General features: G+C 68.6%; 20 protein-coding genes and 2 pseudogenes. 15 read left to right on the top strand and 7 right to left on the bottom strand.

Annotated elements, in window-relative coordinates; all coding sequences use genetic code 11:
- Positions 1–60: 60 nt before the first annotated feature.
- Positions 61–1287, top strand: a complete 1227-nt coding sequence (locus tag ACGFSA_RS28310; protein WP_393308917.1) for a cytochrome P450 — start codon at positions 61–63, stop codon at positions 1285–1287.
- Between the two features lie 182 nt (positions 1288–1469).
- On the opposite strand, the gene ACGFSA_RS28305 is transcribed toward ACGFSA_RS28310, so the two are convergent.
- Entirely contained in the window at positions 1470–1730 is a 261-nt protein-coding gene (locus ACGFSA_RS28305) for a hypothetical protein (RefSeq protein WP_393308897.1), read from the bottom strand.
- 604 nt (positions 1731–2334) lie between these two features.
- On the opposite strand from ACGFSA_RS28305, the gene ACGFSA_RS28300 reads away from it, so the two are divergent.
- From ACGFSA_RS28300 to ACGFSA_RS28275, 6 genes are all read left to right on the top strand, one after another.
- On the top strand, positions 2335–2541 hold the full coding sequence (locus ACGFSA_RS28300) for a hypothetical protein (protein WP_393308896.1): 207 nt from the start codon (positions 2335–2337) through the stop codon (positions 2539–2541).
- A gap of 171 nt (positions 2542–2712) precedes the next feature.
- Complete coding sequence (locus tag ACGFSA_RS28295) at positions 2713–2898, top strand: hypothetical protein (RefSeq protein WP_393308895.1); 186 nt, start codon at positions 2713–2715, stop codon at positions 2896–2898.
- Between the two features lie 791 nt (positions 2899–3689).
- Positions 3690–4916, top strand: coding sequence for a sensor histidine kinase (locus tag ACGFSA_RS28290; RefSeq protein WP_393308894.1), 1227 nt, complete (start codon positions 3690–3692; stop codon positions 4914–4916).
- Positions 4913–5650, top strand: a complete 738-nt coding sequence (locus ACGFSA_RS28285) for a response regulator (RefSeq protein ID WP_393308893.1) — start codon at positions 4913–4915, stop codon at positions 5648–5650. Before ACGFSA_RS28290 ends, ACGFSA_RS28285 begins: the two co-directional genes overlap by 4 nt.
- Positions 5651–6070: 420 nt before the next feature.
- Positions 6071–9775 carry a S8 family serine peptidase gene (locus ACGFSA_RS28280; RefSeq protein WP_393308892.1) on the top strand — a complete coding sequence of 1235 codons (3705 nt, stop codon included), beginning with the start codon at positions 6071–6073 and terminating at the stop codon, positions 9773–9775.
- A gap of 253 nt (positions 9776–10028) precedes the next feature.
- Positions 10029–10316, top strand: coding sequence for a hypothetical protein (locus ACGFSA_RS28275; RefSeq protein ID WP_393308891.1), 288 nt, complete (start codon positions 10029–10031; stop codon positions 10314–10316).
- Here ACGFSA_RS28275 and ACGFSA_RS28270 read toward each other — a convergent pair.
- The 4 genes from ACGFSA_RS28270 to ACGFSA_RS28255 all read right to left on the bottom strand — a co-directional run bounded on the left by ACGFSA_RS28270 (position 10313) and on the right by ACGFSA_RS28255 (position 12332).
- Positions 10313–11110, bottom strand: a complete 798-nt coding sequence (locus tag ACGFSA_RS28270) for an inositol monophosphatase family protein (RefSeq protein WP_393308890.1) — start codon at positions 11108–11110, stop codon at positions 10313–10315. The two genes, ACGFSA_RS28275 and ACGFSA_RS28270, sit on opposite strands and share 4 nt — an antisense overlap.
- Positions 11111–11286: 176 nt before the next feature.
- On the bottom strand, positions 11287–11424 hold the full coding sequence (locus tag ACGFSA_RS28265; protein WP_393308889.1) for a hypothetical protein: 138 nt from the start codon (positions 11422–11424) through the stop codon (positions 11287–11289).
- A gap of 48 nt (positions 11425–11472) precedes the next feature.
- The gene (locus ACGFSA_RS28260) at positions 11473–12108 is read right to left on the bottom strand and encodes a DUF1345 domain-containing protein (RefSeq protein ID WP_393308888.1); all 636 of its coding nucleotides are present in this window, start codon (positions 12106–12108) and stop codon (positions 11473–11475) included.
- Positions 12109–12149: 41 nt separating this feature from the next.
- Positions 12150–12332 carry a hypothetical protein gene (locus tag ACGFSA_RS28255; protein WP_393308887.1) on the bottom strand — a complete coding sequence of 61 codons (183 nt, stop codon included), beginning with the start codon at positions 12330–12332 and terminating at the stop codon, positions 12150–12152.
- A gap of 188 nt (positions 12333–12520) precedes the next feature.
- Between ACGFSA_RS28255 and ACGFSA_RS28250 the strand changes: the two genes are divergently transcribed.
- Positions 12521–14854 (top strand): FdhF/YdeP family oxidoreductase, encoded by a 2334-nt coding sequence (locus tag ACGFSA_RS28250; RefSeq protein WP_393308886.1) that lies wholly within the window; start codon positions 12521–12523, stop codon positions 14852–14854.
- Positions 14855–14890: 36 nt separating this feature from the next.
- Here ACGFSA_RS28250 and ACGFSA_RS28245 read toward each other — a convergent pair.
- Positions 14891–16668 (bottom strand): annotated as a pseudogene (locus ACGFSA_RS28245) (FUSC family protein).
- A 512-nt stretch (positions 16669–17180) separates the two neighbouring features.
- Here ACGFSA_RS28245 and ACGFSA_RS28240 point away from each other — a divergent pair.
- The 7 genes and pseudogenes from ACGFSA_RS28240 to ACGFSA_RS28210 all read left to right on the top strand — a co-directional run bounded on the left by ACGFSA_RS28240 (position 17181) and on the right by ACGFSA_RS28210 (position 24662).
- Complete coding sequence (locus ACGFSA_RS28240; protein WP_393308885.1) at positions 17181–17984, top strand: SMI1/KNR4 family protein; 804 nt, start codon at positions 17181–17183, stop codon at positions 17982–17984.
- A 194-nt stretch (positions 17985–18178) separates the two neighbouring features.
- Positions 18179–18346, top strand: a pseudogene (locus ACGFSA_RS28235) (ISAzo13 family transposase); the annotation flags it as partial.
- A gap of 209 nt (positions 18347–18555) precedes the next feature.
- The gene (locus tag ACGFSA_RS28230) at positions 18556–20787 is read left to right on the top strand and encodes a S8 family serine peptidase (RefSeq protein ID WP_393308884.1); all 2232 of its coding nucleotides are present in this window, start codon (positions 18556–18558) and stop codon (positions 20785–20787) included.
- Positions 20788–21135: 348 nt separating this feature from the next.
- On the top strand, positions 21136–21417 hold the full coding sequence (locus ACGFSA_RS28225) for a hypothetical protein (protein WP_393308883.1): 282 nt from the start codon (positions 21136–21138) through the stop codon (positions 21415–21417).
- 207 nt (positions 21418–21624) lie between these two features.
- On the top strand, positions 21625–23889 hold the full coding sequence (locus ACGFSA_RS28220) for a CDP-glycerol glycerophosphotransferase family protein (RefSeq protein ID WP_393308882.1): 2265 nt from the start codon (positions 21625–21627) through the stop codon (positions 23887–23889).
- Positions 23890–23892: 3 nt separating this feature from the next.
- Positions 23893–23976 (top strand): DUF6233 domain-containing protein, encoded by an 84-nt coding sequence (locus ACGFSA_RS28215; RefSeq protein WP_393308916.1) that lies wholly within the window; start codon positions 23893–23895, stop codon positions 23974–23976.
- Between the two features lie 119 nt (positions 23977–24095).
- The gene (locus tag ACGFSA_RS28210; protein WP_393308881.1) at positions 24096–24662 is read left to right on the top strand and encodes a hypothetical protein; all 567 of its coding nucleotides are present in this window, start codon (positions 24096–24098) and stop codon (positions 24660–24662) included.
- On the opposite strand, the gene ACGFSA_RS28205 is transcribed toward ACGFSA_RS28210, so the two are convergent.
- Positions 24580–25236 (bottom strand): IS5 family transposase, encoded by a 657-nt coding sequence (locus ACGFSA_RS28205; protein ID WP_393308880.1) that lies wholly within the window; start codon positions 25234–25236, stop codon positions 24580–24582. The two genes, ACGFSA_RS28210 and ACGFSA_RS28205, sit on opposite strands and share 83 nt — an antisense overlap.
- Positions 25237–25243: the final 7 nt, after the last annotated feature.

Genomic DNA, 25243 nt, shown 5'->3' with positions numbered 1-25243 from the left:
ATATACCATCAAAACCTGCAAATCCGCCGTGAAGATTCGCGGATCCTTCTGGGAGGCATGATGAGCCAGCAGCCGGTCCTTCTGCCCTACGCCGACCCGGCCTTCGTGGCAGACCCCTTCCCGCTCTACCGACAGCTGCGCGAGGACGGCCCGGTACGGCGCGTCGTCATCGCCGGCGGCCTGGAAGCCTGGCTCGTCACGCGCTACGAAGACGGCCTCGTGGCACTGTCCGACCCCCGGCTGAGCAGCGACGTCCGTGACGCGTCGGATCCACAGCTCATGCAGCGGCTGCCCGCGACGGAACCCGAGTCCATGCTGCGCAACATGCTCCGCTCCGACCCGCCCGACCACACCCGCCTGCGCCGCCTGGTCTCCAAAGCGTTCACAGCGCGCAGGGTGGCCGAGCTGCAACCTCGCGTCCAGGCCATCGCCGACCGACTGCTCGACACGATCGTGCCGGTCGGCCGCGCCGACCTCGTCGAGGACTTCGCGCTGCCGCTTCCGGTCACGGTGATCAGCGAATTGCTCGGGGTGCCCGTGGCCGACCGGCACGACTTCCAACAGCGGACCGACGACATGATCCTCCAGGGGGTGGAGCCGCCGGATCCGGCCCAGGTGGACGCGGCGTGGCGGCAGATGCGCTCGTACCTGACCAGGCTCCTGGAGGCCAAACGGGCCCGGCCCGGGGACGACCTGCTCAGTGCGCTGATCACCACCCGGGACGAGGAGCACCGGCTGGACGAGGACGAGCTGATCGCCATGGCCTTCCTACTGCTGGTGGCCGGATACATCACCACGGTCAACCTGATCGGCAGCGGCATCGCCGCGCTTCTCGCCCACCCCGACCAGCTTCAGATGCTGCGGGAAGATCCGGCGCTTCTGCCGGGCGCGATCGAGGAGTTCCTCCGCTACGACGGACCGGTCAGCCCCGGGATCGCCCGGTTCGCGCGCGAGGACGTCTCCATCGCGGGCGTGGCCGTCCCACGCGGCGCAACCGTGCTGGTCGCCTCCGCCATCGCCGACCGCGACCCGGCGCGGTTCTCCGACCCCGATCACCTGGACATCACCCGACAGGACAACGCTCACCTCGCGTTCGGGCACGGCATCCACTACTGTCTGGGGGCGCCACTGGCCCGGCTCGAGGGCCAGATCGCCATCGGCACCGCCCTGCGCCGCCTTCCCCACCTCACCCTGGCCGTGCCGCCCGGCGAGCTGCAGTGGCGGCCGGGCGGGCTGCGCGGCCCCGATCGGCTACCCGTCACCTTCACGTCAGCCGACCCGAACTGAGCAAGCGAACACCGGCCTGGCGCGAGCAACGGACGGAACGCCGCCGGCTGCGACCCCGTGCGGGCCGCGGGGAGTTGTGGTTTCCCCAAGCTCCACCTCCTGAAGCCTGATACGCCGCGACGAGAGCCTTCTGCTTCTGGGCAGAGTGCGGAGGGCTGCCCCGCGGCCGGAAACGTGGGCGCTCACTTCTGGCCGAGCTTGATCCGTTCGGTCAGGTCGCCGACCTCGCTGCCGAGTTTCTGCACAGGGGCGGCGAGGGATGCCAGTGCGGACTCGATATCGACTACTACGGCCGTGTACTTGTCCACGCTGGCTGCGTGCTCCAACTGTGCCCACACGGCGGCTTCAGCCACCAGGGCGTCGCGCTGGGGGCTGGCGATCGGGTGCTGGGATGCCTTGGTGAGCAATTCGCGGGCCTGCTGGCCCGGGGCGCTGTCGGTCATGGCCGGAATCCTTCCAGCGCGCCTGAGGTAAAGGGCGGATTTGAGACGGTGGAATGCAGCGAAGAAGTTCGACCTGCCCGCCTATCTGCTCGCAGAGGTGGTGTACAACGAGGTCGGTGGCGATCCGTCGAGCACGGACGACACCCAAGAGCATCTTCCCCAACGACCCCAACACCCCGTCGCAGTCCTCCGCATCAACGCTGTAGGCTGCCGACTTGGGCTCCGGCCCGGTCATGGGCCGGGCTGTCCGCGTACTCGTTGAAGTGCTCAGCCAGTACGGATGAACGGGCTCTGTCGCAGATCGGGGCTTGCCCCGGATTCCTGGACACGGGCTTTGCGGTTGGGGGCAGGTTAGTTGATGTTGTGTTGAGTGCCCGTTCGTAGGTGATGGGGCTGCGTTGCCCGAGGCTGGAGTGGCGGCGGACGGTGTTGCAGCGGTGCAGCCAGCGGAACAGGTCGAGGCGACCTTCACGCTCGTCGGCCCAGACACTGCGGAATGCTCGCGAAGCCGGTCAAGAGCGCGCGGGATCAGCGGTGACGTGTCGGCACGCACGGTCTTCCACTCGGATCACGGGGCCTCGAGAACTCCATGATCCTGGAAGCCGTGCCTGTTACGTTCCGGGCCCCCGTCGCTGACCTGACGGTCCACCACGAACCAGGCACCGCGATCCGCACCACCGTCGGCGCCACAAAGGACGTGCCCACCGTCAACACGATCGACCGGAACGGAAACCCGGCGACCGGCGACCTTTCGGTGTTCGACCGAGGTCCGGCGCGGCTCCCGCTGTCCACCAAGACCAGCACCGCGTAGACGTTCAAGTCCGCCCGGCCGGCGAACGGCACGGAGGACCTGGCGCTGCTCTGGCCGAGGTACGGCCTGGACCTGGATGCGCAGAACACCACCCAGGGCGGCAACACCTACCACTTCGACCTGGCGTTCGTCCTCCAGAACGGCGCCACCCCGGTCATCGACGGGGTCGAGGTGGAGGCGTCCGCCGACGACGGTGCCACCTGGCAGCCCGCGAAGGCCGAGAGCAAGAGCGACGGCAGCTACAAGGCGTCCGGGAGCAACCCGGCATCGGGCTACGTTTCCCTGCGCGTCAAGGCGCAGGACACCAACGGCAGCAAGATCGAGCAGACCCTGATCAAGGCCTACGCCGTTCGCTGACCCTCACGGGAGCCCTTTCCTGACCGCACCCCTTTGTGCCGGCAATCAAATACCTTGCCGGTCTTCCGTATTGCCAACATCAGCAGCATCCTTGAAAAGGCCGGACATATCCGAGAGTTCTGACGTCCGCACCAGCCCGCTTGATGCACCGCATCATCGGCGAGCTCCACATTGCCGAAAGCGGCACGAGAACGACTCCTACGTCTACGACACGCTACGTGCCGGCGCCTCCGGCTTTCTCCTCAAGAGCGCCGTCCCGATAGTTGACGTCACGTCGGTGGCAGTTGCGGAGGATCGAGGCGTCCTGCGATGAGACAGGAGGAAGGCGAGGAAAGACGGGCGCAGTGTTCGAATCGCTCTCCCCCATCTAGTGCCCCTCCCGGCAAGCTTTGCCCCGTCGCGCCGTCCAGCACGCCCGCTCGCCGCGTTGGCCACAAGCCCTGGTAGCTCCATCCCCAAGCTCTCAACTCCGTTCGAGCAGGGGAGACCCCATCCAAGGACTTCCGGCCGCCTTGCGATCGCACGCACTGGACGACGCTCCTCACGGGGCAAACATTGCCGGTCACGGCACTAGCACATCAGCCCCGGCAGGCCACTTCTCTGCGGCCGTCATCCGCCTCGAGAACCATTGCATTCAAGGGCGATCAAGGATCAAGCACCCTCCCAAGTCAACCGAACGATGGACACGACCCCGAACCGGTGCACGGCTTAGTCTCAGCGCTGACCGCCTGAAGTGAACCGGGAGTGAGGCGCGGATGAGGATTGGGCAGCCCAGAGGGGCGGCGTGCGCCATGTCGCCGACGCTGCGGCATGCACTGAACGGCTTGTTCGTTTCCTCGCTCGTCGCTGCCCTTCTGATCGTGATCGGTCCGGGCACCGCTGTGTCGAGCCAGGACACGTCCATCGTGGCCGCCCTGTCCGTGCTCCTCGCCGCCACGTACGCGGTGGGATTCGCCGGCCCTGCTAGGCCTGCCGACTCTCGACATCGCGAGGAACCCACCGAGTCCGTCGACATAACCGGAGGGAACCCGGGCCGTGTGCTGCACTGGCTTGGCGCGCTGACCGCGGTGTGGACCTGCCTCATGGCGTTCAGTTCGGGGTTCGGCTGGCTGGGGTTCCCGCTGTTCGCGCTGTATGTCCTGCACCTGCCGCTGCGGCTGGCGGTCGTGGCCGTCGCTCTGGGGACTGCCATCGTGGTCGCCGCCAAGGGAGCGGAGGCCGGCACGCTGGGGATCCCCCAGGTGGCCGGACCGCTGCTGGGCGCGCTGGTCTCCACGCTGACGCTGCTCGGGTACCAGTCGCTGTACCGGGAGAGCCAGGCCCGCAAGGCGCTCATCGCTGAGCTGGTCGTCACCCGGGACGCGCTGGCGGAGTCGCAGCGGGAGGCCGGCCGGCTCGCCGAACGCCAGCGGCTGGCCCGGGAGATACACGACACGGTTGCGCAGGGCCTCTCGAGCGTGATCATGCTGTTGCGCGCCACCGACGCCGCGCTGCCGCCGGACGCATCCCTGGCGCAGGAGCGGACCGCCGCGGCCACCGAGGTCGCCACGGCGAACCTCGCCGAGTGCCGGCGCTTCCTGTACGAACTGAGCCCGCCGCCCCTGGTCGAGACGCCCTTGCCCGAGGCGTTGCGCCGACTGGTCGACCGGAGCGCCGAGGACGGTCTCAGCACCGCTTTCCATCTGTACGGGGAACCGTACCCGCTGGGCGCCGAGTGCGATGTGGCACTGCTGCGGCTGACTCAGGAGGCGCTGGCCAATGTGCGCGGGCACGCGCACGCCGAGAGGTGCGTGGTGAGCCTGTGCTACCTGGACGACCGGGTGACGCTCGATGTCTTCGACGACGGCAAGGGCTTCGATCCGGAGCTGCCTCGACAGGACTCCCGTGGCGGCTTCGGGCTCTTCGGGATGCGCCAGCGGATAGAGGAGCTGGGCGGCGCGCTCACCGTCGAGTCCTCGATCGGTGAGGGAACGGCGGTTGCCGCCAGTCTGCCAGTTCCGAATGGGGTGACATCATGACCGCGCCGCGGACCGTCTCCGTTGCGCAGGTGCGCGTGCTGATCGTCGACGACCACCCGGTCGTGCGCCGTGGCCTGCGTGCGCTGCTCGATGACGTACCCGAGGTCGTGGTGGCCGGTGAGGCGGGGGACGGCGCCGAGGCGCTGCGAATGGTCGCCGGGCCGACGGAGGTCGACGTGGTCCTCATGGACCTGCGCATGGGCGGCGGAACCGACGAGGCGTCAGGCGTCGCCACCAATGCGACCGGCAGCGGGCGAGGCGGCGGCGAGCGCATGGACGGTGTCGAGGCCACCCGCCGGATCAGGGCCCTGCCGGCCCCGCCCCGGGTACTGGTCCTCACCACCTACAGAACCGACGCCGAGATCCTTGCCGCCGTCGAGGCGGGTGCGACCGGTTACCTGCTCAAGGACGCGCCGGTCGAGGATCTGATCTCCGCAGTGCACGCCGTCGCGGCCGGCGAGACCGTGCTGGCTCCGCCCGTCGCCACTCGGCTGCTCGGCCGCATGCGGGCACCGCAGTCCACACTGACCCCGCGCGAGACAGAGATTCTCGTCCTGCTCGCGAAGGGCCTCTCGAACCGGCAGGTGTCACGCGCGCTGTTCATCAGCGAGGCAACCGTGAAGACCCACCTGGTCCGTGTCTTCGCCAAGCTCGGGGTGGACAGCCGCACCGGCGCCGTGACGGCGGCACTGGGCCGTGGCCTGATTCCCGAACCGCTGCCCGGCCCCACCTAGCCGACCGCACGACCGAATCCTGCAGACCCGCCCAACCCCTCCGGCCGGCCCGAGTTTCCGGACCCCACAGCGCAGCGAGGTTCCCCTGCCACACCACCAAGCTGACACAGCGGCGGCGCACGGCCGCCGCATCAACGCGGCGCGTGGTCCGCCGTCCTGGTACTGCTGCACTGCTCACACCTGAAAGTGCAGCACAACCACACACCGCATCCAATGCAGTGATCCGACGCGGCGCCGAATTCCCGCAACCGCGTGGCTTTCGCGCGCCTTCACTCCCCCTCAGAGAAGGTCAACGCCTTGATGAGACAGTCACGACCGGCTGGGTCGACCGGATTCCCAGCCCGCTCAACCACCTCCAGAGCCTACCGGCTGACACGCCGTCCAGTGCGGACGGCCCTGGGGATGCTCACCGCGGCTTGTGTGGCCGGCACGCTCATCACCCTGCCGGCCGCCGCCGCAGCAACACCGGCCGCGTCGGTCGCTCAGGCCACCCAGCCACGTCAGGACGGCCCGGTTGTCGCCGCGCACAAGGTCACCCTCGTTACCGGCGAGGTGGTGACGCTGGAACGCCACGCCAACGGCTTCCAGGCGGCGACGATCGAGCCCGCGGCCGACGGCACCCCGGCGGCGTTCTCCACCATGAAGGCAGGCGACGAGGTCTATGTCATCCCGGACAAGGCACAGCCCTACCTCGCCGCGAACGAGCTCGACCGCGAGCTGTTCAACGTCACCAAACTCGTCGAGTACGGCTACGACGACGCACACCGCCCCGCCGTACCCCTGATCGCGACCTACGGGGGCGCGCCGGGCAAGGCCGGCAAAGCGCTCAAGCAGGCCGTGCCGGCCGGCTCGGTGAAGAAGGACGAGCTGCCCAGCGCCAACGCGGTGGTGCTGCACGCCGGCAAGAAGAAGGCGGTGACGTTCTGGGAGGCCGTCGACGACGACAGCACCGCCGCGACGAAGGCACCGAAGCTCGCCGACGGCATCAAGAAGCTCTGGCTCGACAAGCCGGTGCACGTGACACTGGACCAGAGTGTGCCGCAGATCGGCGCACCGACCGCGTGGGCCGCCGGCTACGACGGCACCGGCACCAAGGTGGCCGTCCTCGACACCGGCATCGACCCCAACCACCCCGATGTGGCGGGGCAGATGAAGAAGGCGCAGAACTTCACCGACGACCCCGACGTCGTCGACCACCACGGTCACGGCACGCATGTCGCCTCGACCATCGCCGGCTCGGGTGCCGCGTCGGGTGGCAAGTTCAAGGGCGTTGCGCCGGGCGCCGACCTGTACATCGGCAAGGTCCTCGACCACGCCGGTAGCGGACCCGAGTCGGGGGTCATCGCCGGCATGGAGTGGGCAGTGGCCGAAGGTGCGGACGTCGTCAGCATGAGCCTGGGTTCGCCGGTCGCCAGCGACGGCACCGACCCGCTGAGCCAGGCCGTCAATCAGCTCACCGAATCCTCCGGCACGCTGTTCGTCATCGCGTCCGGCAACGAGGGATCGGACAAGTCGACCGTGGGTTCGCCAGGTGCCGCCGACGCCGCGCTGACTGTGGGCGCGGTGTCCAAGTCGGAGCTGCTCGCGGACTTCTCCAGCCGCGGCCCGCGCAAGGGCGACTTCGCGGTCAAGCCGGAGATCACCGCACCGGGCGTGGGCATCGTCGCCGCGCGCGCCGCCGGGACCTCGATGGGTCGCCCGGTCGACGCCAACTACACCGCGGCCAGCGGCACCTCGATGGCCACCCCGCACATGGCCGGCGCCGCGGCGATCCTCGCCCAGCGCCACCCGGACTGGACCGCCGACCGGCTCAAGCAGGTGCTGGTCAGCACTGCCAAGCAGGGCTCGTACACCGCCTACCAGCAGGGCGGCGGCCGAGTCGACGTGCCCAAGGCGATCGACGCCACCGTCTACTCCAAGCCCGCTGTCGTCAGCATGGGCAAGTCGACGACCGAGAGCGCGCCGGTCACCAAGACGGTCAGTTACGTCAACACCTCCGCAGCGGACACCACGCTGTCGCTCCGCCTGGCCGGCTCCGGGGAGACGGGGCCCGCACCGAGCGGCACGTTCACGCTCAGCGCCACCAGCGTGACGGTCCCGGCGAACTCCACCGCGAGCGTGACGGTGACCTACCACCCCGAACTCTGCGTCCTGGGTGACTACACGGGTGTCGTCACCGCCACCGCGCCCGACGGCAGCACGATCCACACCACGGTCGGCGCGACAAAGGGGGTGCCCACCGTCGACCTGACCATCAACGCGATCGACCGGAACGGAAACCCGGCGCAGGGCACCGACGTGGCCGTGTTCGACCTGGACGAGGACGAGGTCATCCAGCCCTACCTCCGGGACGGAACAGCGACTGTCGCAGTGCCGCTGGGACGCTACTCGGTCATGGGTGTCGTCTACACGCGGGACAAGGCCGGAGTCGAGATCCTGAACGGTACCCTCGCCGGCGACCCCGTGGTGGAACTGAAGGCGGACAAGACGATCACGCTCGATGCCCGGCTGGGCAAGGAAGTCAAGGTCGCGACGCCCAAGGCGTCCGAGCCGAACGGCTACAGAATCGGGTACCGCCAGCAACTCCCCGGCACTTACGGGTTTGACTTCATGAAGCTCATGATCAGCCCGATCTGGGACCATGCCTACGTGGTGCCCACCAAGCCGGTGAAGCTCGGCACCTTCGAGTTCGACTTCCAGCAGCGCAGGTACGCCCCGGCGATCCGGGCATCCATCGCAGGGCAGAGTGGCGCGCTCCCGCTCGAGCCAGTGTTCAATGCGGCCCGGCTGGACGGCCCCAGCACGCTCCGGGCAGTCAACGCCGGCAAGGGACGGCCCGAGGACCTGGCCGGCAAGGACCTCGGCGGCAAGCTCGCGGTCGTCACCAACGATGCCACCCGGAAGACTGCCGACCAGATCGCCGCCGTCGCCGATGCCGGTGCGAAGGGAGTGATCATCATCGGCGACCAGCCGGGCTTCTTCTACGCCAGTGTGCCCCTCGTCGCCCGCACCGCCATCCCGGCCTGGAGCCTCACCCAGGACGAAGGCGCGGTGCTCTTCGACCGGATGGCCGACGGTCCCACGTTGATCAACCTGCACGGCATCGCCAAGAGCCCGTATGTGTACAACATCGCTCTCATGGTTCCCGGTGGAATTCCGGCCGACCCCACCGACGCGGTCACCGCGGAGAACTCAGCCGTGGTGAAGTCCCAATACCGCAGCACCAAGGGTGCCAAACTCGGCGAGACCGGCGTGGTGGTCCGCCCGAGGGAGCGCCTCATCGTCCAGGTCGTGGAGTTCATCGAAGGTCCGCTGGACCGGGAGGAGTGGTACTCCACCGGCAGCAGGTGGCCGACCCTGAAGGACATGCGGTGGTCCCGCGCGGTCTTCCCGGACCCCACCAACATCGGCCGCCGCATGAATGACGTACTGCGCACCTACAGCCCGGGCGAACAGCGCGAGGAGACCTGGCTGGGCGCGGCGAACGGCCCGGCAGGACCGGCGAACACCAGCGCGGTCCGCGAGAGCGACGACATGACCCTCATCGTGCCGGAGATGGGTGACAGCGAACCGGAGCACTTCGGCTGGTTCGGCACGGCGGCCGACAAGGCGACGGTGCGGGTGTACCAGGACAAGAAGCTCCTCGCCGAGACGACGCGCGCGTTGATGATGCTGCCGGTCAGCCCTGACCCGGCGACCTACCGGATCACCATGGACACGTCGCACCCCGCGTGGTTCCCGCTGTCCACCGAGACCAGCACCGCGTGGACGTTCAAGTCCGCCCGGCCGGTGAGCGGGGAGGAGGAACTGGCACTGCTCTGGCCGGAGTACGGCTTCGACCTAAATGCGGAGAACACCGCCAAGGGTGGCAACACCTATCACTTCGACCTGTCGTTCGCGCTCCAGACCGGCGCCGCCCGGGACATCGACGGGGTCGAGGTGGAGATGTCCACCGACGACGGTGCCACCTGGAGCCCCGCGACGGTGAAGACAAAGGTCGACGGCCACTACAAGGTGTCCGTCCGCAACCCGGCAAAGGGCTATGTGTCGCTGCGTGTCAAGGCGCAGGACACCAACGGCAGCAAGATCGAGCAGACCCTGATCAAGGCCTACGCCGTTCGCTGACCCTCACGGCAGCCCTTTCCTGACCGCACCCCTGGCACAAGGTACGCCCTTGTGCCAGGGGCACACCCCTTTGTGCCGGCAATCAAATACCTTGCTGTTCCTCCGCATTGCCGAAATCAGCAGCATCCTCGAAAAGGCTGGACATATCCGAGATTTCTGACGTCCGCACCAGCCCGCTTGATGCACCGCATCATCGGCGCAGCTCCATATTGCCGAACGCGGCGCCAGCAGTTTTCCCCCGTTCATAAATGCTTTGGCGTTCCTCCGCCGATATTCCGGCAACCTGAACCTGCCCGCGTCGGTCCGTGACAACCTGCTCCAGGCTGCCGCCGGAACTCGGGCGGACCTGCCGCTGACGCTGGTGACCGGCGACAAGGTGCAGATCGGTGTCACCAAGGACCGGCAGCCGGTCGTCCGTGAGATCAAGCTCGCGACGCGGCCCGGGCGCGAGTCGGTTCTCTTTCACACCGTCACCAGGAACGGCCAGGTCTACGTCGTACCGGACGACGCATTGCCACTGCTCCGTGCCGAGGGGCACTAGCTGCGGCTGCGCATCATCGACATCAGCAGCCCGTGGGTCTCAGCGTCAGCGGCCACCACAAGTCCGTGGCCTGCCGGCCCGATCGGGGCGCCGTCGATCCCGGTGACTACACAGCCGGCAGCCCGGCACACAGCGATGCCGGCGGCGAAATGCACGCTCCCGGACAGGTCACCGCCATCGGTGACGTACGCGGCGCGCTTGCCGGCCGCGACCCAGGCCAACGCCAGAGTCGTGGACACGACACGCGGCCGGAACCGCTCGACGAACTCGGGGTGGGCCAGCAGGTCCACGGCCCGGAAGCCGGGCGCGCTCGGGAACGGCGGATCCAGGTTGACGTCCACCAGCCGGGTAGCAGGCGTGGGCGCCAGCGGCGCATCGGCCCCGTCGTGCCGCACCCAGGCGGTCTCACCGTCGGTGAAGAAGACCTCGCCGCTGAACGGGTCGGCCACCGCCGCCGCCCCGTTGCGCAGCGCCACGTTGACGGCCACCAACATGTTGCCCACGGCGTAGTTCAGCGTGCCGCACAAGGGATCCACCAACCACTGGCGCACGGCGTCGGCAGCACCGTGCTGCCCGCCTTCCTCGCCGAGCACCGCATCAGCGGGCCGAGCGGCACGGATGACGCCGAGGATCGTCTTCTCAGCCTCCACATCGGCGGCGGTGGCGAAGTCCCCGGCACCCTTATCGATGCGGGTGAGCCGCTGTCCGTACATGTTGCGCACCACATCCGCGCCGGCGCGTGCCCCAGCTATCGCAACTCCGGCATCGTCAAAACTCGCGTATGAGTTGATCATGCTGTGCAGGATATCGAGACGGAGCCACCAGCCCGGCGAAATTCTGCGGTCAAAGCGCCGGACCGTTTCGTTCGGATCATCCGGTCGTTGGTCTGGCTGTGCCGTTGGCTGACACTCAGTGGGCTCGGATCGCGCCGTTGACTCCGGTCCGGTCGTTGGCCGGGTGGCCCCTTTGCTTATGCGCCGGCCGAGGTCAGTACCCAGGGAAGCTTGACCGCGACGATGTCGCCGGGGCCGATTCCCCGGTCGGCGAAGTGAAGGGCATACCGGTCGATCAGCTCCGCGAAGGTGGCATTCCGCTTCTCGCCGCGCACTGGCTCGGGGACACGGTCCTGGCCTGACCGTACGGGACCGCCCTCGTGTCACCCCGTGACGATTCCAACGACGAGGTTGATGGTGGTGGCCAGGATGCTGGCGCCGAAGACATAGGAGAGCAGGCAGTGCCGGAGGGCGACCGCGCGAATCGTGGAACTGGAGACGTCTGTGTCGGAGACCTGATAGGTCATGCCGAGGTTGTAGCTGAAGTAGAGGAAGTCGCTGTACCGCGGCGGGTCGTCGGTGTTGAAGTCGATCCCGCCCCCGGGTGGCAGGTAGTAGATGTACGCGTAGCGGGCGGCGTACGTCAGGTGAAGTGCCGCCCAGGCCATGAACACGCCGCAGAGTGCTGTCGCGGCCGCGGCGTGGCTCAGTTCCGAGTGGCCGACCAGGAGCAGCGCCACGATGCTGACCAGTCCGCACACGGCGGCCGCGACGACGACGAGTTCCTCGACGACGGGCCGGAAATCCTCGCGCCGGACGTTGCGATGGGTGGTGGCGGCGTCCATGGGCCACAGGGCGATCCACCCTGTCACGACGAAGAACGTTTCCGCAGTGGCGATCCCGGCGAGGATTCCCAGGGGTGGGTGGGTCAGGATGCCGACGGCCGCGCCGACGACCGCTCCGACGAGCGCCGTGCCCGCGAGTCGGGGAACGGCGGAAAGCATCAGCCAGCGGTTCATGGGGCCTCGAGAGTGATGTCTCGGCAGCTCGGTGAAGGGTCTCAGGCTTCCAGTACGACGACGGCCTCGTCCGTGTACGTCAGGAGCGTCAGAACGGAGCGGGTCGGACCCGCCAGATCCTGGAGCCCCTTGCGCACGGTCGCCTCACCACCGTGGGCCATGGTGGCCACCAGGAGGAGCGCTGCGCTGGAGGGCGGCGTGACGACGGGCTGGGACGCGGCCATGAGACTCCCGACGGACAATAAGCCGCAAAAGTAATAGAGGGGGACAGCGTCAGAGTAGCGGCGCGTGAACCGGGGTGCAGCGCGACGTGGAATATCCGGCATCGCCCAGTCCCCCGAAAGTCGAATGGCGGGCGGGTACCAGCGGGCATAGCCTGCCCGAAAGTGCCGTTTGATCCCCTCATGCCCGCATGGTGGAAGGGTTGAGAGTCTTGAGCGCCAACACTGACGAACAGGAACCCCTGGAGCCCCGTGTGGGGCCCACCCCCGAGGAGGATCCGGAGTTCCACCCCTACCACCACCCCGCCGCAGGCTGGGGCGCGGCCAAGAGCGTGACCCGTCTCCTGGTGCGCGAAGGTGCGCTGGTGGACGGGCCGCGGGCGATCATGCGGATGAACCACGAGAACACCGGGTTCGACTGTCCGGGCTGCGCGTGGCCGGACGACACCAAGGGTCTGCACCTGGACATCTGCGAGAACGGGATCAAGCACGTCACCTGGGAGATGACCCGCAAGCGGGTCGGGCGCGAGTTCTTCGCCGCGCACTCGGTGACGGAGCTCGCCGGGTGGAGCGACTACGACCTGGAGAACCAGGGGCGGTTGACCGAACCGATGGTCTACGACCCCGATACGGACCACTACGTCCCGATCAGCTGGAAGGACGCGTTCGAGGTGGCCGGCCGTGCCCTGCGCGGCCTCGACAACCCCAATCAGGCGTCGTACTACACCTCCGGCCGGCTCGGCAACGAGGCCACGTTCCTCTACCAGTTGATGGCCCGTGAACTGGGCACCAACAACCTGCCGGACTGCTCCAACATGTGCCACGAGGCCAGCGGCCGAGCCCTCCAGGCATCCCTGGGCACCGGCAAGGGGACCGTCGACCTCAAGGACTGGGAGGCGGCCGACGCGCTGTTCATCCTGGGAGTCAATGCCGCCTCCAACGCGCCCCGGATGCTCACCGCCCTCGCCGAGGCCTACCACCGCGGCGCCCAGATCGTGCACATCAATCCGCTCGTCGAGGCGGCGGCCACGCGCACCATCGTCCCGCACGACTTCACGGACATGGCCCTCTTCAAGACCACCCGCACCAGCACGCTGAACCTGCAGCCCCGCATCGGCGGCGACATGGCCCTGCTGCGCGGCATGGCCAAGGCGATCCTGGAGCAGTCCGAATCCGCCCCCAGGGCTCTGGACCGGGAGTTCATCGAGCGCCACACTGCCGCCTTCGAGGAATACCGCGCGTTGTGCGAGGCCACGTCGTGGGAGGAGATCGAGAACCAGTCGGGGCTGAGCCGCGCCGACGTCCTCAAAGCGGCACGCGTGTACGGCGAGGCCGACCGCAGCATCGTCAGCTGGTGTCTGGGGCTGACCCAGCACGAGCACGGCGTCGACACCGTCCGGGAGATCGTCAACCTGCTTCTGCTCCGCGGCAATCTGGGACGCGAAGGAGCGGGCCCCTCCCCCGTACGAGGGCACAGCAACGTCCAGGGCAACCGCACCTGCGGCATCGACCACCGCCCCACCGACGAGTTCCTGGACCGCCTCGCCGAGGCCTGCGGGATCGAGCCGCCCCGCGAGCACGGCCTGGACACCGTCCACACGATCAAGGCGATGCACAGCGGCGATGTGAAGGTGTTCGTCGCCATGGGCGGCAACTTCGCCCTCGCGGCACCGGACACCCCGTACACCTACGCGGCACTGCGCAACTGCGACCTCACCGTCCAGGTGAGCACCAAGCTGAACCGCAGCCACGTCGTCCACGGCCGCCGGGCCCTCATCCTGCCGTGCCTCGGCCGTACCGAGAAGGACCATCAGCGCAAGGGCATCCAGAGCACGTCCGTCGAGGACTCCATGAGCATGGTCCACCTCTCGATCGGGATGAAACGCCCCGCCTCCTCGAACCTGCTGTCCGAGCCGGCCATCGTCGCCGGCATGGCGCGGGCCGCCCTGCCCGACAGCGCCACGCCCTGGGAGTGGTACATCGAGGACTACGACCGCATCCGCGACACCATGGCCAAGGTCCTCGACGGCTTCGAGGACTTCAACCGCCGCGTGCGCCTGCCCCTCGGCTTCCGCATCAAGCAGCCCGCCCGCGAACTGGTCTTCCTCACCCCGTCCGGACGCGCCGAGTTCTCCACCGCCGAACTCCCCGACGTCGTCCCGGCTCCCGGCACCCTGGCGCTGTGCACCATGCGGTCCCACGACCAGTGGAACACCACCATCTACTCCGGCAACGATCGCTACCGTGGCATCAAGAACCTGCGCACGCTCGTCTTCATGAACCGGGCCGACATGCGCGAACGCCGCATCGCCGACCTCGGCCCGGTCGACATCACGAGCACCGCGAAGGACGGCAGTCAGCGGTCCCTCAGCGGCTACCTCGCCATCCCCTACAACATCCCCCGCGGCTGCGCGGCCGGCTACATGCCCGAGATGAACGTGCTGTGCGCGCTGGGCGACTACAGCACCCAGAGCGATCAGCCGATCATGAAGCACGTCAAGGTCACCATCAGCCCCGTCGCCTGAAACAGGGAGCGCGCACGGGCGGCACTCCGCGTGGCATCACCTTCCCCGGACGAGCCGCTCCAGGAGAAGGTAGGCACGCTGCTCCGCGGCGGCGAGTTCCGTGGGATCGATCTCCGCCGGCCAGAGCTCGCCCGCCGCGGCGTCGTCGGCCTCCCGCAACTCCACCACAGCTGCCGCCAGGTGCGTCTGGACGATCGCGTACGACGGCTCCGAGCGGTCGTCCAGCACCTGCTCGGCACGCTCGGACGCCTCCGTGCACGCGGCCAGCGCGCGCTCCGCTCGGACCGCCGCGCGGTCGTGGGCCACCAACAGCGCGCACGCCAGCGCGATGGCGATCCCGAGGAGGCTGCTCAGCGCCCGGTCCTCGACGAGGGCTCCGGCAGGCGAGGGAGAGGCCAGGTCGGACAGCAGCAGAGCCAGCGGCGTGAGGAAGACGACGCCGAGACCGTAGTTGCGCGCCACGACGTACTCCAGCAGGAACTCCAGGAGCACGATCACCAGGACGAGCAGCACAGGGTCGGGGCGCGCGGACAGCAGGCCGAGAGTGAGCATCAGTCCGGCGACCGTGCCCAAAGTGCGCTGGACGGCGCGCTGTGCCGCCGTGCGGACGTTGATCGAATGGAGCACCGCGGCGGCGGAGATCGCCGCCCAGTAGCCGTGGCCGAGGCCCAGAAGAAGGGCTGTCCCTCCGGCAAGACCGGTGCCGATGATCATCCGCAGGGCGGGAACGAGCAGGACCGACACGTGGCCGCGGCCGCCGGGGCGCCGCCCCGTCACCAGTTCCGCGGCCCTCAGTTCGGCGGCGCGCCGGACCGTCGGATCGGCCGGAACCGGCTCGGAGCCCACCACGGAGACCATGCCGGCCTGGGCGACCAGGGACGGAAGCGACAGCTCGGGCAGGAGTCGCGGAACCCGGTGGCGCCGGCTCACAAGCAGGCGGACCTGGCGGCGCAGGTCCCGCGCCAGGCGGGTGGGGTCGTCCGGCTGCCGGCGGGCGGCACCGGTCAGCAGCGACCAGGAGAGATCGGTCAGACGGACGCACGTGCCGCCCCGGCCGCCCTGCTCGACGGCTGTCGGAGGCAGGAGACCCAGAGTCCGATACGCCTGGAGAACAGCGGCGATCGCCCGGTGCCGGACGAGCCTGCTTCCGTCCCCCGCGCCGGTTGCCTCCACCAGGTCCGCGAGCTCGCGCAGAGCAGCGGCCACCGCGAGACGCTGTGGACGATCCGGGTGCACGAACCAGCCCGACACGGCCAGTACCCAGGCCACGGCCGCGCCCAAAGCGGCCAGGGCGGTATGGGGAAGGACGTCGGCCGGGGCCGGCGAACCATTGGCCGCCACAGCGAAGGAGAAGAGCAGCAGCACCGCGCCCAGCCCGCTCAGGCGCGCCGCGTCACAGGCGAGTTTCGCGATCCCGGCCACCGCGGCCATGGCTGCGACCACCACGGCAGCGCTCCCCCGTCCCGTGGATGGGCCCACGCGGCAAGAGCCCAACCACAGCCCACGCACGCCGTCATGGCCGCCGCGACCAGCGCGAGCACGCGGGCACGGCGCGCGTAGGGCAGGTTGCGCCCGAACGTGGTGGTGAAGGATCCCAGCATGGCGTAGACAGCCTGGTCGGCTCGCCCGGCCAGTGCCATGGGCAGCGCGGGCAGCGCCATCGCCAGCGCGGCACGCAGGGCGAAGGACAGGGCACCGTCCACGCTCTGCAGGGCGAGCGCGCCACGCGGGGAGAGCGCGCGCCCCACACGGACTGCCGAACACCTCCGGCTACTGCCGATCACAGCAGTGAGCAGAAGACGCAAACGGGGCATACGCGGTGTATATCACCTGCGTCCCGTGCCGGGCGGGCCATGGAGCGCCGAAGGCACGGGTGCCGGGGGTCCGCGCCGGTCGCACGGCGGTGCTCAGCACGTGCCGACCCGTTCCTCGCCACCGTCCGCGAAGATCTGGTGCTTCGAGATCGCCGGAGCCGCCGCGGCACCCGCCCCAAGAACCCACCGCTCCGTCACCCGTGCGCACCCGCGACCTCGTGTCGATAATTGCGGCATGATGCGCACCCGCAAAACTCGGCCAGTCCAAGAACACCTGTCGCATCGCCAGAAGAATCAGCATTGAGTCGGCATCGACGCGACCACGCTCCTGCGGGCCCTCCACGTGCTGACGAATGCCGAGGTCCAACGCTGCCGGACGATCACCCAATGCCGCGAGATCAAGGCGTCGCGGCCGGCGTGAGCACACCAGCCTCGGCCCACGCCAGCCTCGTGGCATGGAGCTTCAGGTTGGACGATGCCCATTGTCGGTGCGGTGCGCTTCACTGTCCGCCATGGAGCTCACGCAAACGACCGTCGACGACCTACTGGCCCAACTCGGCCCGGGGGACGGCTACATGTGCCTGCCCAGTGACCTGGCCCCACAGGACCTGACCGACCTACTCGACAGCAGGTACGGCGTCCCCCGCACCCTCGTCCTCGACGGCTTCACCGATCCGACGGTCGACGAGTCCAGGGGCGCGGCTCTCCTCGTACCCTTCGAGGACCGGGCCGTGACTATACGGGCGTGGGCGTACGGGGATCAGTGGGTCGGCACGGGTATGGCGCGGGACGCCGAGGGGGCCGAGCGGCCGGTGTTGGTGGTCGCTCACAGGGAGGTGCCAGAACCCTTGGCGGTCGCTCCGGATGAGGATGAGGACGTGGACTGGATGGAGCGGCTCAGACGGATCACCGGCTGGACACAGCCCGCCCAACGGCCGGACGTGGACTGGGCGGAGGCGGAGTCGCGCCTGGGCACTGCGCTGCCGAGCGACTACAAGCGCATGGTCGAGACGTTCGGCGAGGGCGCCTTCGACGGATACCTGGACCTGAATCAGGAGCCGTGGACGGACCTCAGAGAGGACGGTCTGCTCATCTGGGCAGGCACTGAGCACGAGGACCTGTACTGCTGGAGGGCCGACGGCGACGACCCCGACTGTTGGCCCGTCGTGGTCCGGTCCTTCGACGGCGCGGACATGCCCTTTGACTGCCAGGCCGCGGAGTTCGTCTGCCGCATCCTCATCGACCCGCACCACCCGTTCACGATGGCCCGCTATTTCAACACCCACTGGTTCATGAACTACCGGGAAAGCGGCTGACCGAACCCCGCCGCCAACAGCCCCAGCTCTCCTCGGAGCCTACGAGGCACTCCGGACCCGGCATCGCGATTCCGGCGAACCGGCAATGCGCCAGACGATCACCTGCTACCGATCACGTCCACGACCGGCACGAGCACCTCAGCCCCCGCCCACGCCAGCCCCATGACCAGCGAATTCAGGTTGCACAATGCTCATTGGGGCGGGTTCGCCGGGCGGGTGGTGGCCGCAAGCGCGTGGTCGACCTGGATCCGGAACTGCGGCCCGCGCTGCTGGCGCCGGTCGAGCCGGATGTGCGCGGAGATTCGATGTCGCCGCTGCGGTGGACGACGAAGTCGACCCGGCGCCTGGCAGAAGCTGCCCGCCGGGACCGGTGCAAAGGGGCAACGCTTCTACGACTGGGCCGACATCGCGCTGCACGACTCCAGGGCTGGCCACCGCCACCTGCTGGTCCGCGGATCGCCCGGCCTCTGGTGCTTACTTCCGACGTAGATAGAAACGTGTCCGCCGATACCTTGATCCGCTCCGGGAGGAGGAATAGCATCCGGCGCAATCGATCTTGGAGGGGGTCTGAGTGTCGAACACAAAACGCGTGAAGCCGGCGCTGATCGCAGCGCTGATACCGATAGTGGTGCTCGGCGTCGCCGCGCAGCCGGCGATGGGGCAGGTGCCCGTGCCACCGCCGATCAAGACCTACGAGGGAGATCCCGGACGGCTCGGCGACGCGGCGAGCTGGCGTACCCCTGAGTTCAACCGGGACGCCGGCCTGGTGTCGATGGGAGCCGAATTCGCCTACGCCGCCGGCTACTCCGGCACCGGGATGAACATCGGCGTCGTCGACTCGGGCGTATTCGCCGGGCACGTCCGGGAGCACGGAAGCCTGGACACGAACTACGCGGTCGGGGACCGCTACTTCTCAGTGGAGGCCCAGGGCGGCCAGACGGGCCCCACGCCGGGGTTCTACAACCCGGCGCTCAACGACAGCCACGGCACCCACGTCAGCGGGACCATCGGCGCGAGCCGCGACGGTGTCGGCGAGACGCAACCGGCCGGGCCGGATGCCAACATGCACGGCGTCGCGTTCAACAGCAACGTGTACATGGGCAACACCGGCAAGACGGACGGCGTGCTCTACGGTCTCCTGCCGGCGAACCCGACCGCCGCGCAGACGCCGGACGACGCCTACATCGGCAATGTCTACCGGGCCGTGAACGCCGCCAAGACGGCGAACGGCGAGCCCATCAGGATCATCACCAGCAGTTGGGGCAGCCAGCCCAAAACGGAAAACTACAACACGTATGACACGCCGCCCGGCAGCCCGGCGGGCTTCGGTCTGAACACGGCATGGCGCCTCTGGTCCACTCCGGACGGCGTCGTCGACGCGAACGGCAGCGCCGCCCACTGGCTGAACGGTGCCATCGAGGCCGCGCGTACCGGCTCGGTCATCCAGTTCACCGCCGGTAACAGCGGCTACGTGAACCCGTCGCCGCGAGGCGCCGCGCCGTACTTCATGCCCGAGTTGGAGGGCAGCTGGTACACGACGTCGGGGATCAACCCCACCCAGGGGCGCACGTTCAACCCTGACGGCTCCGTCCTGGTCCCCGGCCAGCAGACGTTCAACCAGTGCGGCGTCGCGAAGTGGTCCTGCGTGACGGCGCCGGCCAACAACATCAACAGCACGACCGTGTCGGTCGTCAACGGCGTTCCCGAGCCCCGTTACGGCAGTTCGTCGGGGACGTCGATGGCCGGCCCGCACTCGGCGGCCGCACTGTCGTTGATCATGCAGCGCTTCCCGTACATGACCAACGAGCAGGCGCTCTACACGATGTTCACCACCGGCCGGCAGAACAACACGATCAGTGACGCGGCGGGCAACGCCGTGCTGAACCCCACCGGCGGCCAGATCGTGCAGGTGCCGGACAGCCGCAACGGCTGGGGCACGGTCAGCCTGCGGGAGGCCATGAACGGCCCGGGCCAGTTCCTGGGGCCGTTCGTCGTCGACACGCAGGGGCGCGACGACGTGTGGTCGAACGACATCTCGGACGTCGCGATCCGGGCCCGCCAGCAGGAGGACGCCGCCGAGGCGGCCGCCTGGGCGGCGACCAAGGCCGCCAAGGGCTGGACCAATGGCCTGCCGGCCGGCGCGAGCGACGCCGACAAGTCGGACTACGCCATCGGGGTCAGCCGTGAGCAGGCCCGCAAGGCCCGCGCCTACGAGGGCAGCCTCACGAAGCGTGGCGCCGGCACCCTGTTCCTCACCGGCAGCGAGACCTGGCACGGGACGAGCACCGTCCTCGACGGCAAACTCTCGGTCGTCGGCTCGCACGCGAGCGCTGTCGACGTGCGCGGCGGAACGCTCGGCGGCAGCGGCACCGTGGGTGACAGCATCGACGTCAGCCGCGGTGTGCTGCGGCCCGGTCTCACGGCCGACGAGGCCGCGCAGATCACCGGCGCTTCCGGCGCCGCAGGCAATGTCCTGAACGTCGGCGGGAACGCGACCATCGGCAAGCAGGGTCGCGTTGCCGTCACGATCTCCGGCGACCGGGACTACACGAGCGTCCGGGCGGCGGGGAACCTGGTGCTGGACGGTGAGCTGGACCTGGACGTGCGGGGCAAGCTGACCCCGGGCACCGTGTTCACGATCATGAGCGGTAGCTCGATCAAGGGCGCCTTCCACGCGCTGCCGGAGAACCGGGCCCTGAACGTGGGCGGTTACCTGTTCCGGGTGTCCTACAAGAACAACAGCATGACGCTGACCGTCATGCACGCGGTGCCGAACAACGGGAATCAAGCCGTGACCCGTTGACTCAACTCGGCTTGACCACGGTCGAGCCGTGGTGAAGGGGCAGAAAGGAAGGGTGGGCCGCGACGCCGATCTCGGCATCGCGGCCCACCGATTCACGTGGTCATCTGTTGCGACCGGGCGTCGACTCAGCCGCGCCGAACCCGTGTCGCTCGGCCTCTGACGGCCGACGGAGCACCGTCTACTGGGCCGCTCGCGCACATGCTGGCTGCTTCCATCCGGGTCTGTCTCTCGGCGGTCAGACCCCCACCCTGCGGACACCTCATGCTTCGGGCATACCGCAACGATCGGCAACTCGGGCACTGTCAGGGAGATGCCCTCGGGAGCCGTCACCTTCTGGACGGGAAGAAAGTGCCGCTGCGCGGCGAGGGCCGGCACCTCCGTGACTGGCTGCACATGTCCGGCCACTGCCGGGGCATCAAAATCGTGCTGCGCGGCGGCCGGGGTGGAGAGGTTCATCCCACCAGCGGCGGCACCGAGCTCGCCAACAAGGAGTTCACCGGCATGCTCCTCGACGCGTGCGCGCAGGCTGGGGCATGGTCGAGCACGTGGCGGACCGCAAAGACCACAACCCTGCGCCACTCGCTCTCCAACACCAGGCTCCAGGGGCGCGACCACCGGGCTCCGGCATGACCCGCCGGCTGATCACCAGGCTGGTGGACGGATGGCCCCCGGCCGCGGCCCTGGGTGACCCACCGCATAGCGTCTGGTGAAGCGCCGGTTAAGATTATCCGTCTTGGTCCCTTGCGTCAGGACTTTCAGGCGCCATCCCTTACCTGCCGCCCCACGCAAGGGTCAGGAAGACGGCCCGTCCCGATGTACGCCAGGAGTCCGCCAGCCATGCCCCGCTTCAGCATTGTCGTACCCGTGTTCAAGGTGCAGGGGTACCTGCGCGAGTGCCTGGACTCCGTCCTGGGCCAGTCGTTCCGCGACATTGAGGTCATTGCCGTCGACGACTGCTCACCGGACCAGTGCGGAGCGATCCTCGACGAGTACGCGGCCTGCGACCCCCGGGTGCGGGTGCTGCACCTGCCGGAGAACGTCGGCCTGGGCCGGGCGCGCAACGCCGGCCTCGCGGAGGCGACGGGTGACTACGTACTGTTCCTCGACAGCGACGACACGTACACCCCCGGCCTGCTGCAGGCGCTTGCTGACCGCCTCGACGTCCAGGGAGACGTGGACATCCTCGTCTTCGACCACGTACGCAACCACTGGTGGGGCAAGGGCGGGGGCAGCGCCGCCGCCGACCTCCTGGAGAAGGCGGGCACGGACACGTTCCGGATCAAGGACGAGCCCGAGTACCTGCACCTCTTCCTTGTGGCCTGGAACAAGGCGTTCCGGCGTGAGTTCTTCGTGAGGGAGGGCTTTCAGTACGCGCCGGGTCTGTATGAGGACGCGCCAGTCACGTTCATGGCGATGGTCACCGCAGAGCGCATCGGCTGCCTGGCTCGCGTCGGCATCGAGTACCGGCAGCGCCGCCAGGGCGCGATCACTCGCACCCCAGGCCGCAAGCACTTCGACATCTTCCCGCAGTACGAGGGCCTGTTCGCGTTCCTCGACGCGCGCCCGGAGCTCGACTGGGCGAAGCCACTGCTCTTCGAGCGCGCCATGAACCACATGCTGTTCGTGATTGCGCGCCCCGAGCGGGTCGTCCACGCAGACCGCGAGGAGTTCTTCCGTCTTACCCTCGACTTCTACCGCCGCCACCTGCCGGCCGGTTTCACCCCGCCCGAGACGGTCACCGGCGAAAAGATGCGGGCGCTCACCAAGGGCTCGTACCGCACCTTCCAGGCCCTCGAACTCGCCCGTCGCGCCAAGGGGGCGGGCCTCAGGAGGGCCAAGAAGGCCAAGGTCAAGGTGGGCAGGAAGGCCTACTCCGGCTACTACACGTTGCAGCGCCGCCGCCCTCTCGACGAGAACCTCGCGGTCTACTCCGCGTACTGGGACCGCCTGCCGTCCTGCAACCCACTCGCCGTCTATGAGAAGGCCCGCGAGCTGGCGCCCCAGGTGCACGGCGTATGGGTGGTCAGGAAGGAACTTGCCGACCGGGTGCCCGACGGCATCGACTTCGTGCTCCCCGGTTCCCCCCGCTACTGGGAGGTGATGGCCCGCGCCAAGTACTTCGTCAACAACGTCAACTTCTTGGACCACTTCGTCAAGCGCCCGGGCCAGATCCACCTGCAGACCCACCACGGCACCCCGCTGAAGCGCATGGGCCTGGACCAGCAGGCGTACCCGGCGTCCGCGAAGGACATGGACTTCGCCCGCCTGCTCGCCCGCGTCGACCGCTGGGACTTCAGCGTCTCCTCCAACCCGCACTCCACGGAGAACTGGGAGCGCGTCTATCCCTCCTCCTTCGAGTCCCTCGACGCGGGCTATCCGCGCAACGACGCGTACTACCGCGCCGGCTCCGAGGACGTGGCGGCGATCCGCGCACGGCTCGGCATAGCCCCGGGCAAGACGGCCCTTCTGTACGCGCCGACCCACCGCGACTACAAGACCGACTGGACCCCCACCCTGGACCTGGGGCGACTGGCCGCCGAACTCGGCGACAACTACGTCCTGCTCGCCCGCACCCACTACTTCTACGGCGAGGACACCCAGCTCAGGCACCTCGCGGACCAGGGCAAGATCATCGACGTGTCGACGTACCCGGTCGTCGAGGACCTCTGCCTCGCTGCCGACGCGCTGATCGCCGACTACTCGTCGATCACATTCGACTATGCCAACCTGGACCGGCCGATTGTCGTGTACGCCGACGACTGGGACGTGTACTCCCAGTCCCGCGGCGTCACCTTCGACCTGCTCTCCGGCCAGCCGGGTGACACGCCGGGCGTGGTCGCCACGACCGAGGAGGAGCTCGTCGAGGCATTTCGGAGCGGAAGTTGGCGCGGTCCGGAGGCGGCGGCGCTGCGGGCCGCGTTCCGGGAGCGGTTCTGCGCGTACGACGACGGGTTTGCCGCCGAGCGCGTGGTACGACGGGTCTTCCTGGGGCAGGAGATGAGTCCTGAGATCATCCCGCTCGACCGCAGGACGCCGGCCCCCGCACCGTCGCTCGCGCACATGCCGAACTCGCGGCAGCCGGTGGACGAGGTCTCCGTCTAGGAGATTCCTGATGAGCAGGCCGTCTCCGCCCTCGCCGACGGGACCCCGGCTTGCGAGCTGTGTCGGCCGCAGACCGGCCTGATGTAAGTGCGTTGTGGCAAAGGGAGTCCCTGTTCGATGAGCAGGGGCTTCTTCGTGTGCGGGGCATGATCGCGACGGGGTAGGGGCAGGCAGCGGACGGCTTGTTGTTGATCGAGGAGGGTGCGATGCCGTCGGTGCTGGGGTTGATGGAACGGCGTGAGGTGCGGGCGAGGCAGGATCTGGAGTCCTGGACGGAGGTTCTGGAGCAGGCTCAGGCGGAGGTGGATGCCGCGCGGGAGCGAGTCGAGCGGGCCCGGGTGGGGCGTGAGGAGCTCGTGTTGGTGCTGGCCGAGGAGAGCCCGGTGAATACGCCGGTTTCTGTGCCTTCTGGTGGTGAGGTGGCTGCGGTTGGGGGATCGGGCGGCTCCGGCGCGGTGCATGGCGAGCGGCCGCCGGTGTGGCGGTCAGGCATGGGTGAGGAGGTGCTCAGCGGCCTGTATCGGGAGGTGTTCGCCGCGGTGGTGGCCGCTTCGGGGCCGGTGAACGGGGTGGAGCTTGCGCGGGCGGTGGGCCGGGAAGCGGAGATCAAGAACGAGGTGGAGAAGATCCGTCACCGTGCCTACGTGCTGGAGAAGCGGGGCTGGCTGGTGCGGGCGAAGGACGGACGGTTCACGCCCGCGCCTGGGCCAGTCGGTCGGGGCGTTTGTCCGGCCAGCGCGGAGCGTCCCCGGCCAGGCGCCGGGACAGCCTGATCACGGCGGCCCACCACACCATCTGGGTGTGGTGGTCGGGGCGGCGTTCGTGGTCGCGGTTGAGGCGGCGTGAGCGGGCCAGCCAGCTCAGCGTGCGTTCCACGACCCAGCGGCGGGCCAGGACGACGAAGCCGCGCTGCCCGTCGGAGCGGCGTACGACCTCGACGCGCACCCCGTGACGGGCGAACGCCTTGGCCAGTGCGGGGCCCTGGTAGGCGCTGTCGACCCAGACCAGCTTCAGCAGCCGGCCCGGCTGGTCCATGAACGTCTCCAGCAGCGCGGGGGCGGCCTTGGAGTCGTGCACGTCCGCGGTGGTCACCGTCACTTCGAGGAGCAGGCCCTCGCTGTCGGTCAGGATGTGGCGCTTGCGCCCGTCACGTGACTTGCCGCCGTCGTATCCGCGGCTGTCCTCACCGACGGTCTCGGAGGCGTCCACCGACTGACTGTCGATGATCCCGGCACTCGGCTCGGCGTTCCGGCCTTTTTGGGCTCTCCTGCCGTATGTGTGGGTGCTGTGACCTGCGCTGATACATGAAACACGCCGTTTCCTGCAAGGCTTGAGGTGTCTAGTCACAAGCTTG

Origin of the sequence: Streptomyces sp. NPDC048496, from assembly GCF_043200055.1 — a bacterium.
GTDB lineage: Bacteria > Actinomycetota > Actinomycetes > Streptomycetales > Streptomycetaceae > Streptomyces.
Note: the sequence above shows the minus strand (reverse complement) of the source record. Positions and strands in the feature narration are given on the sequence as shown.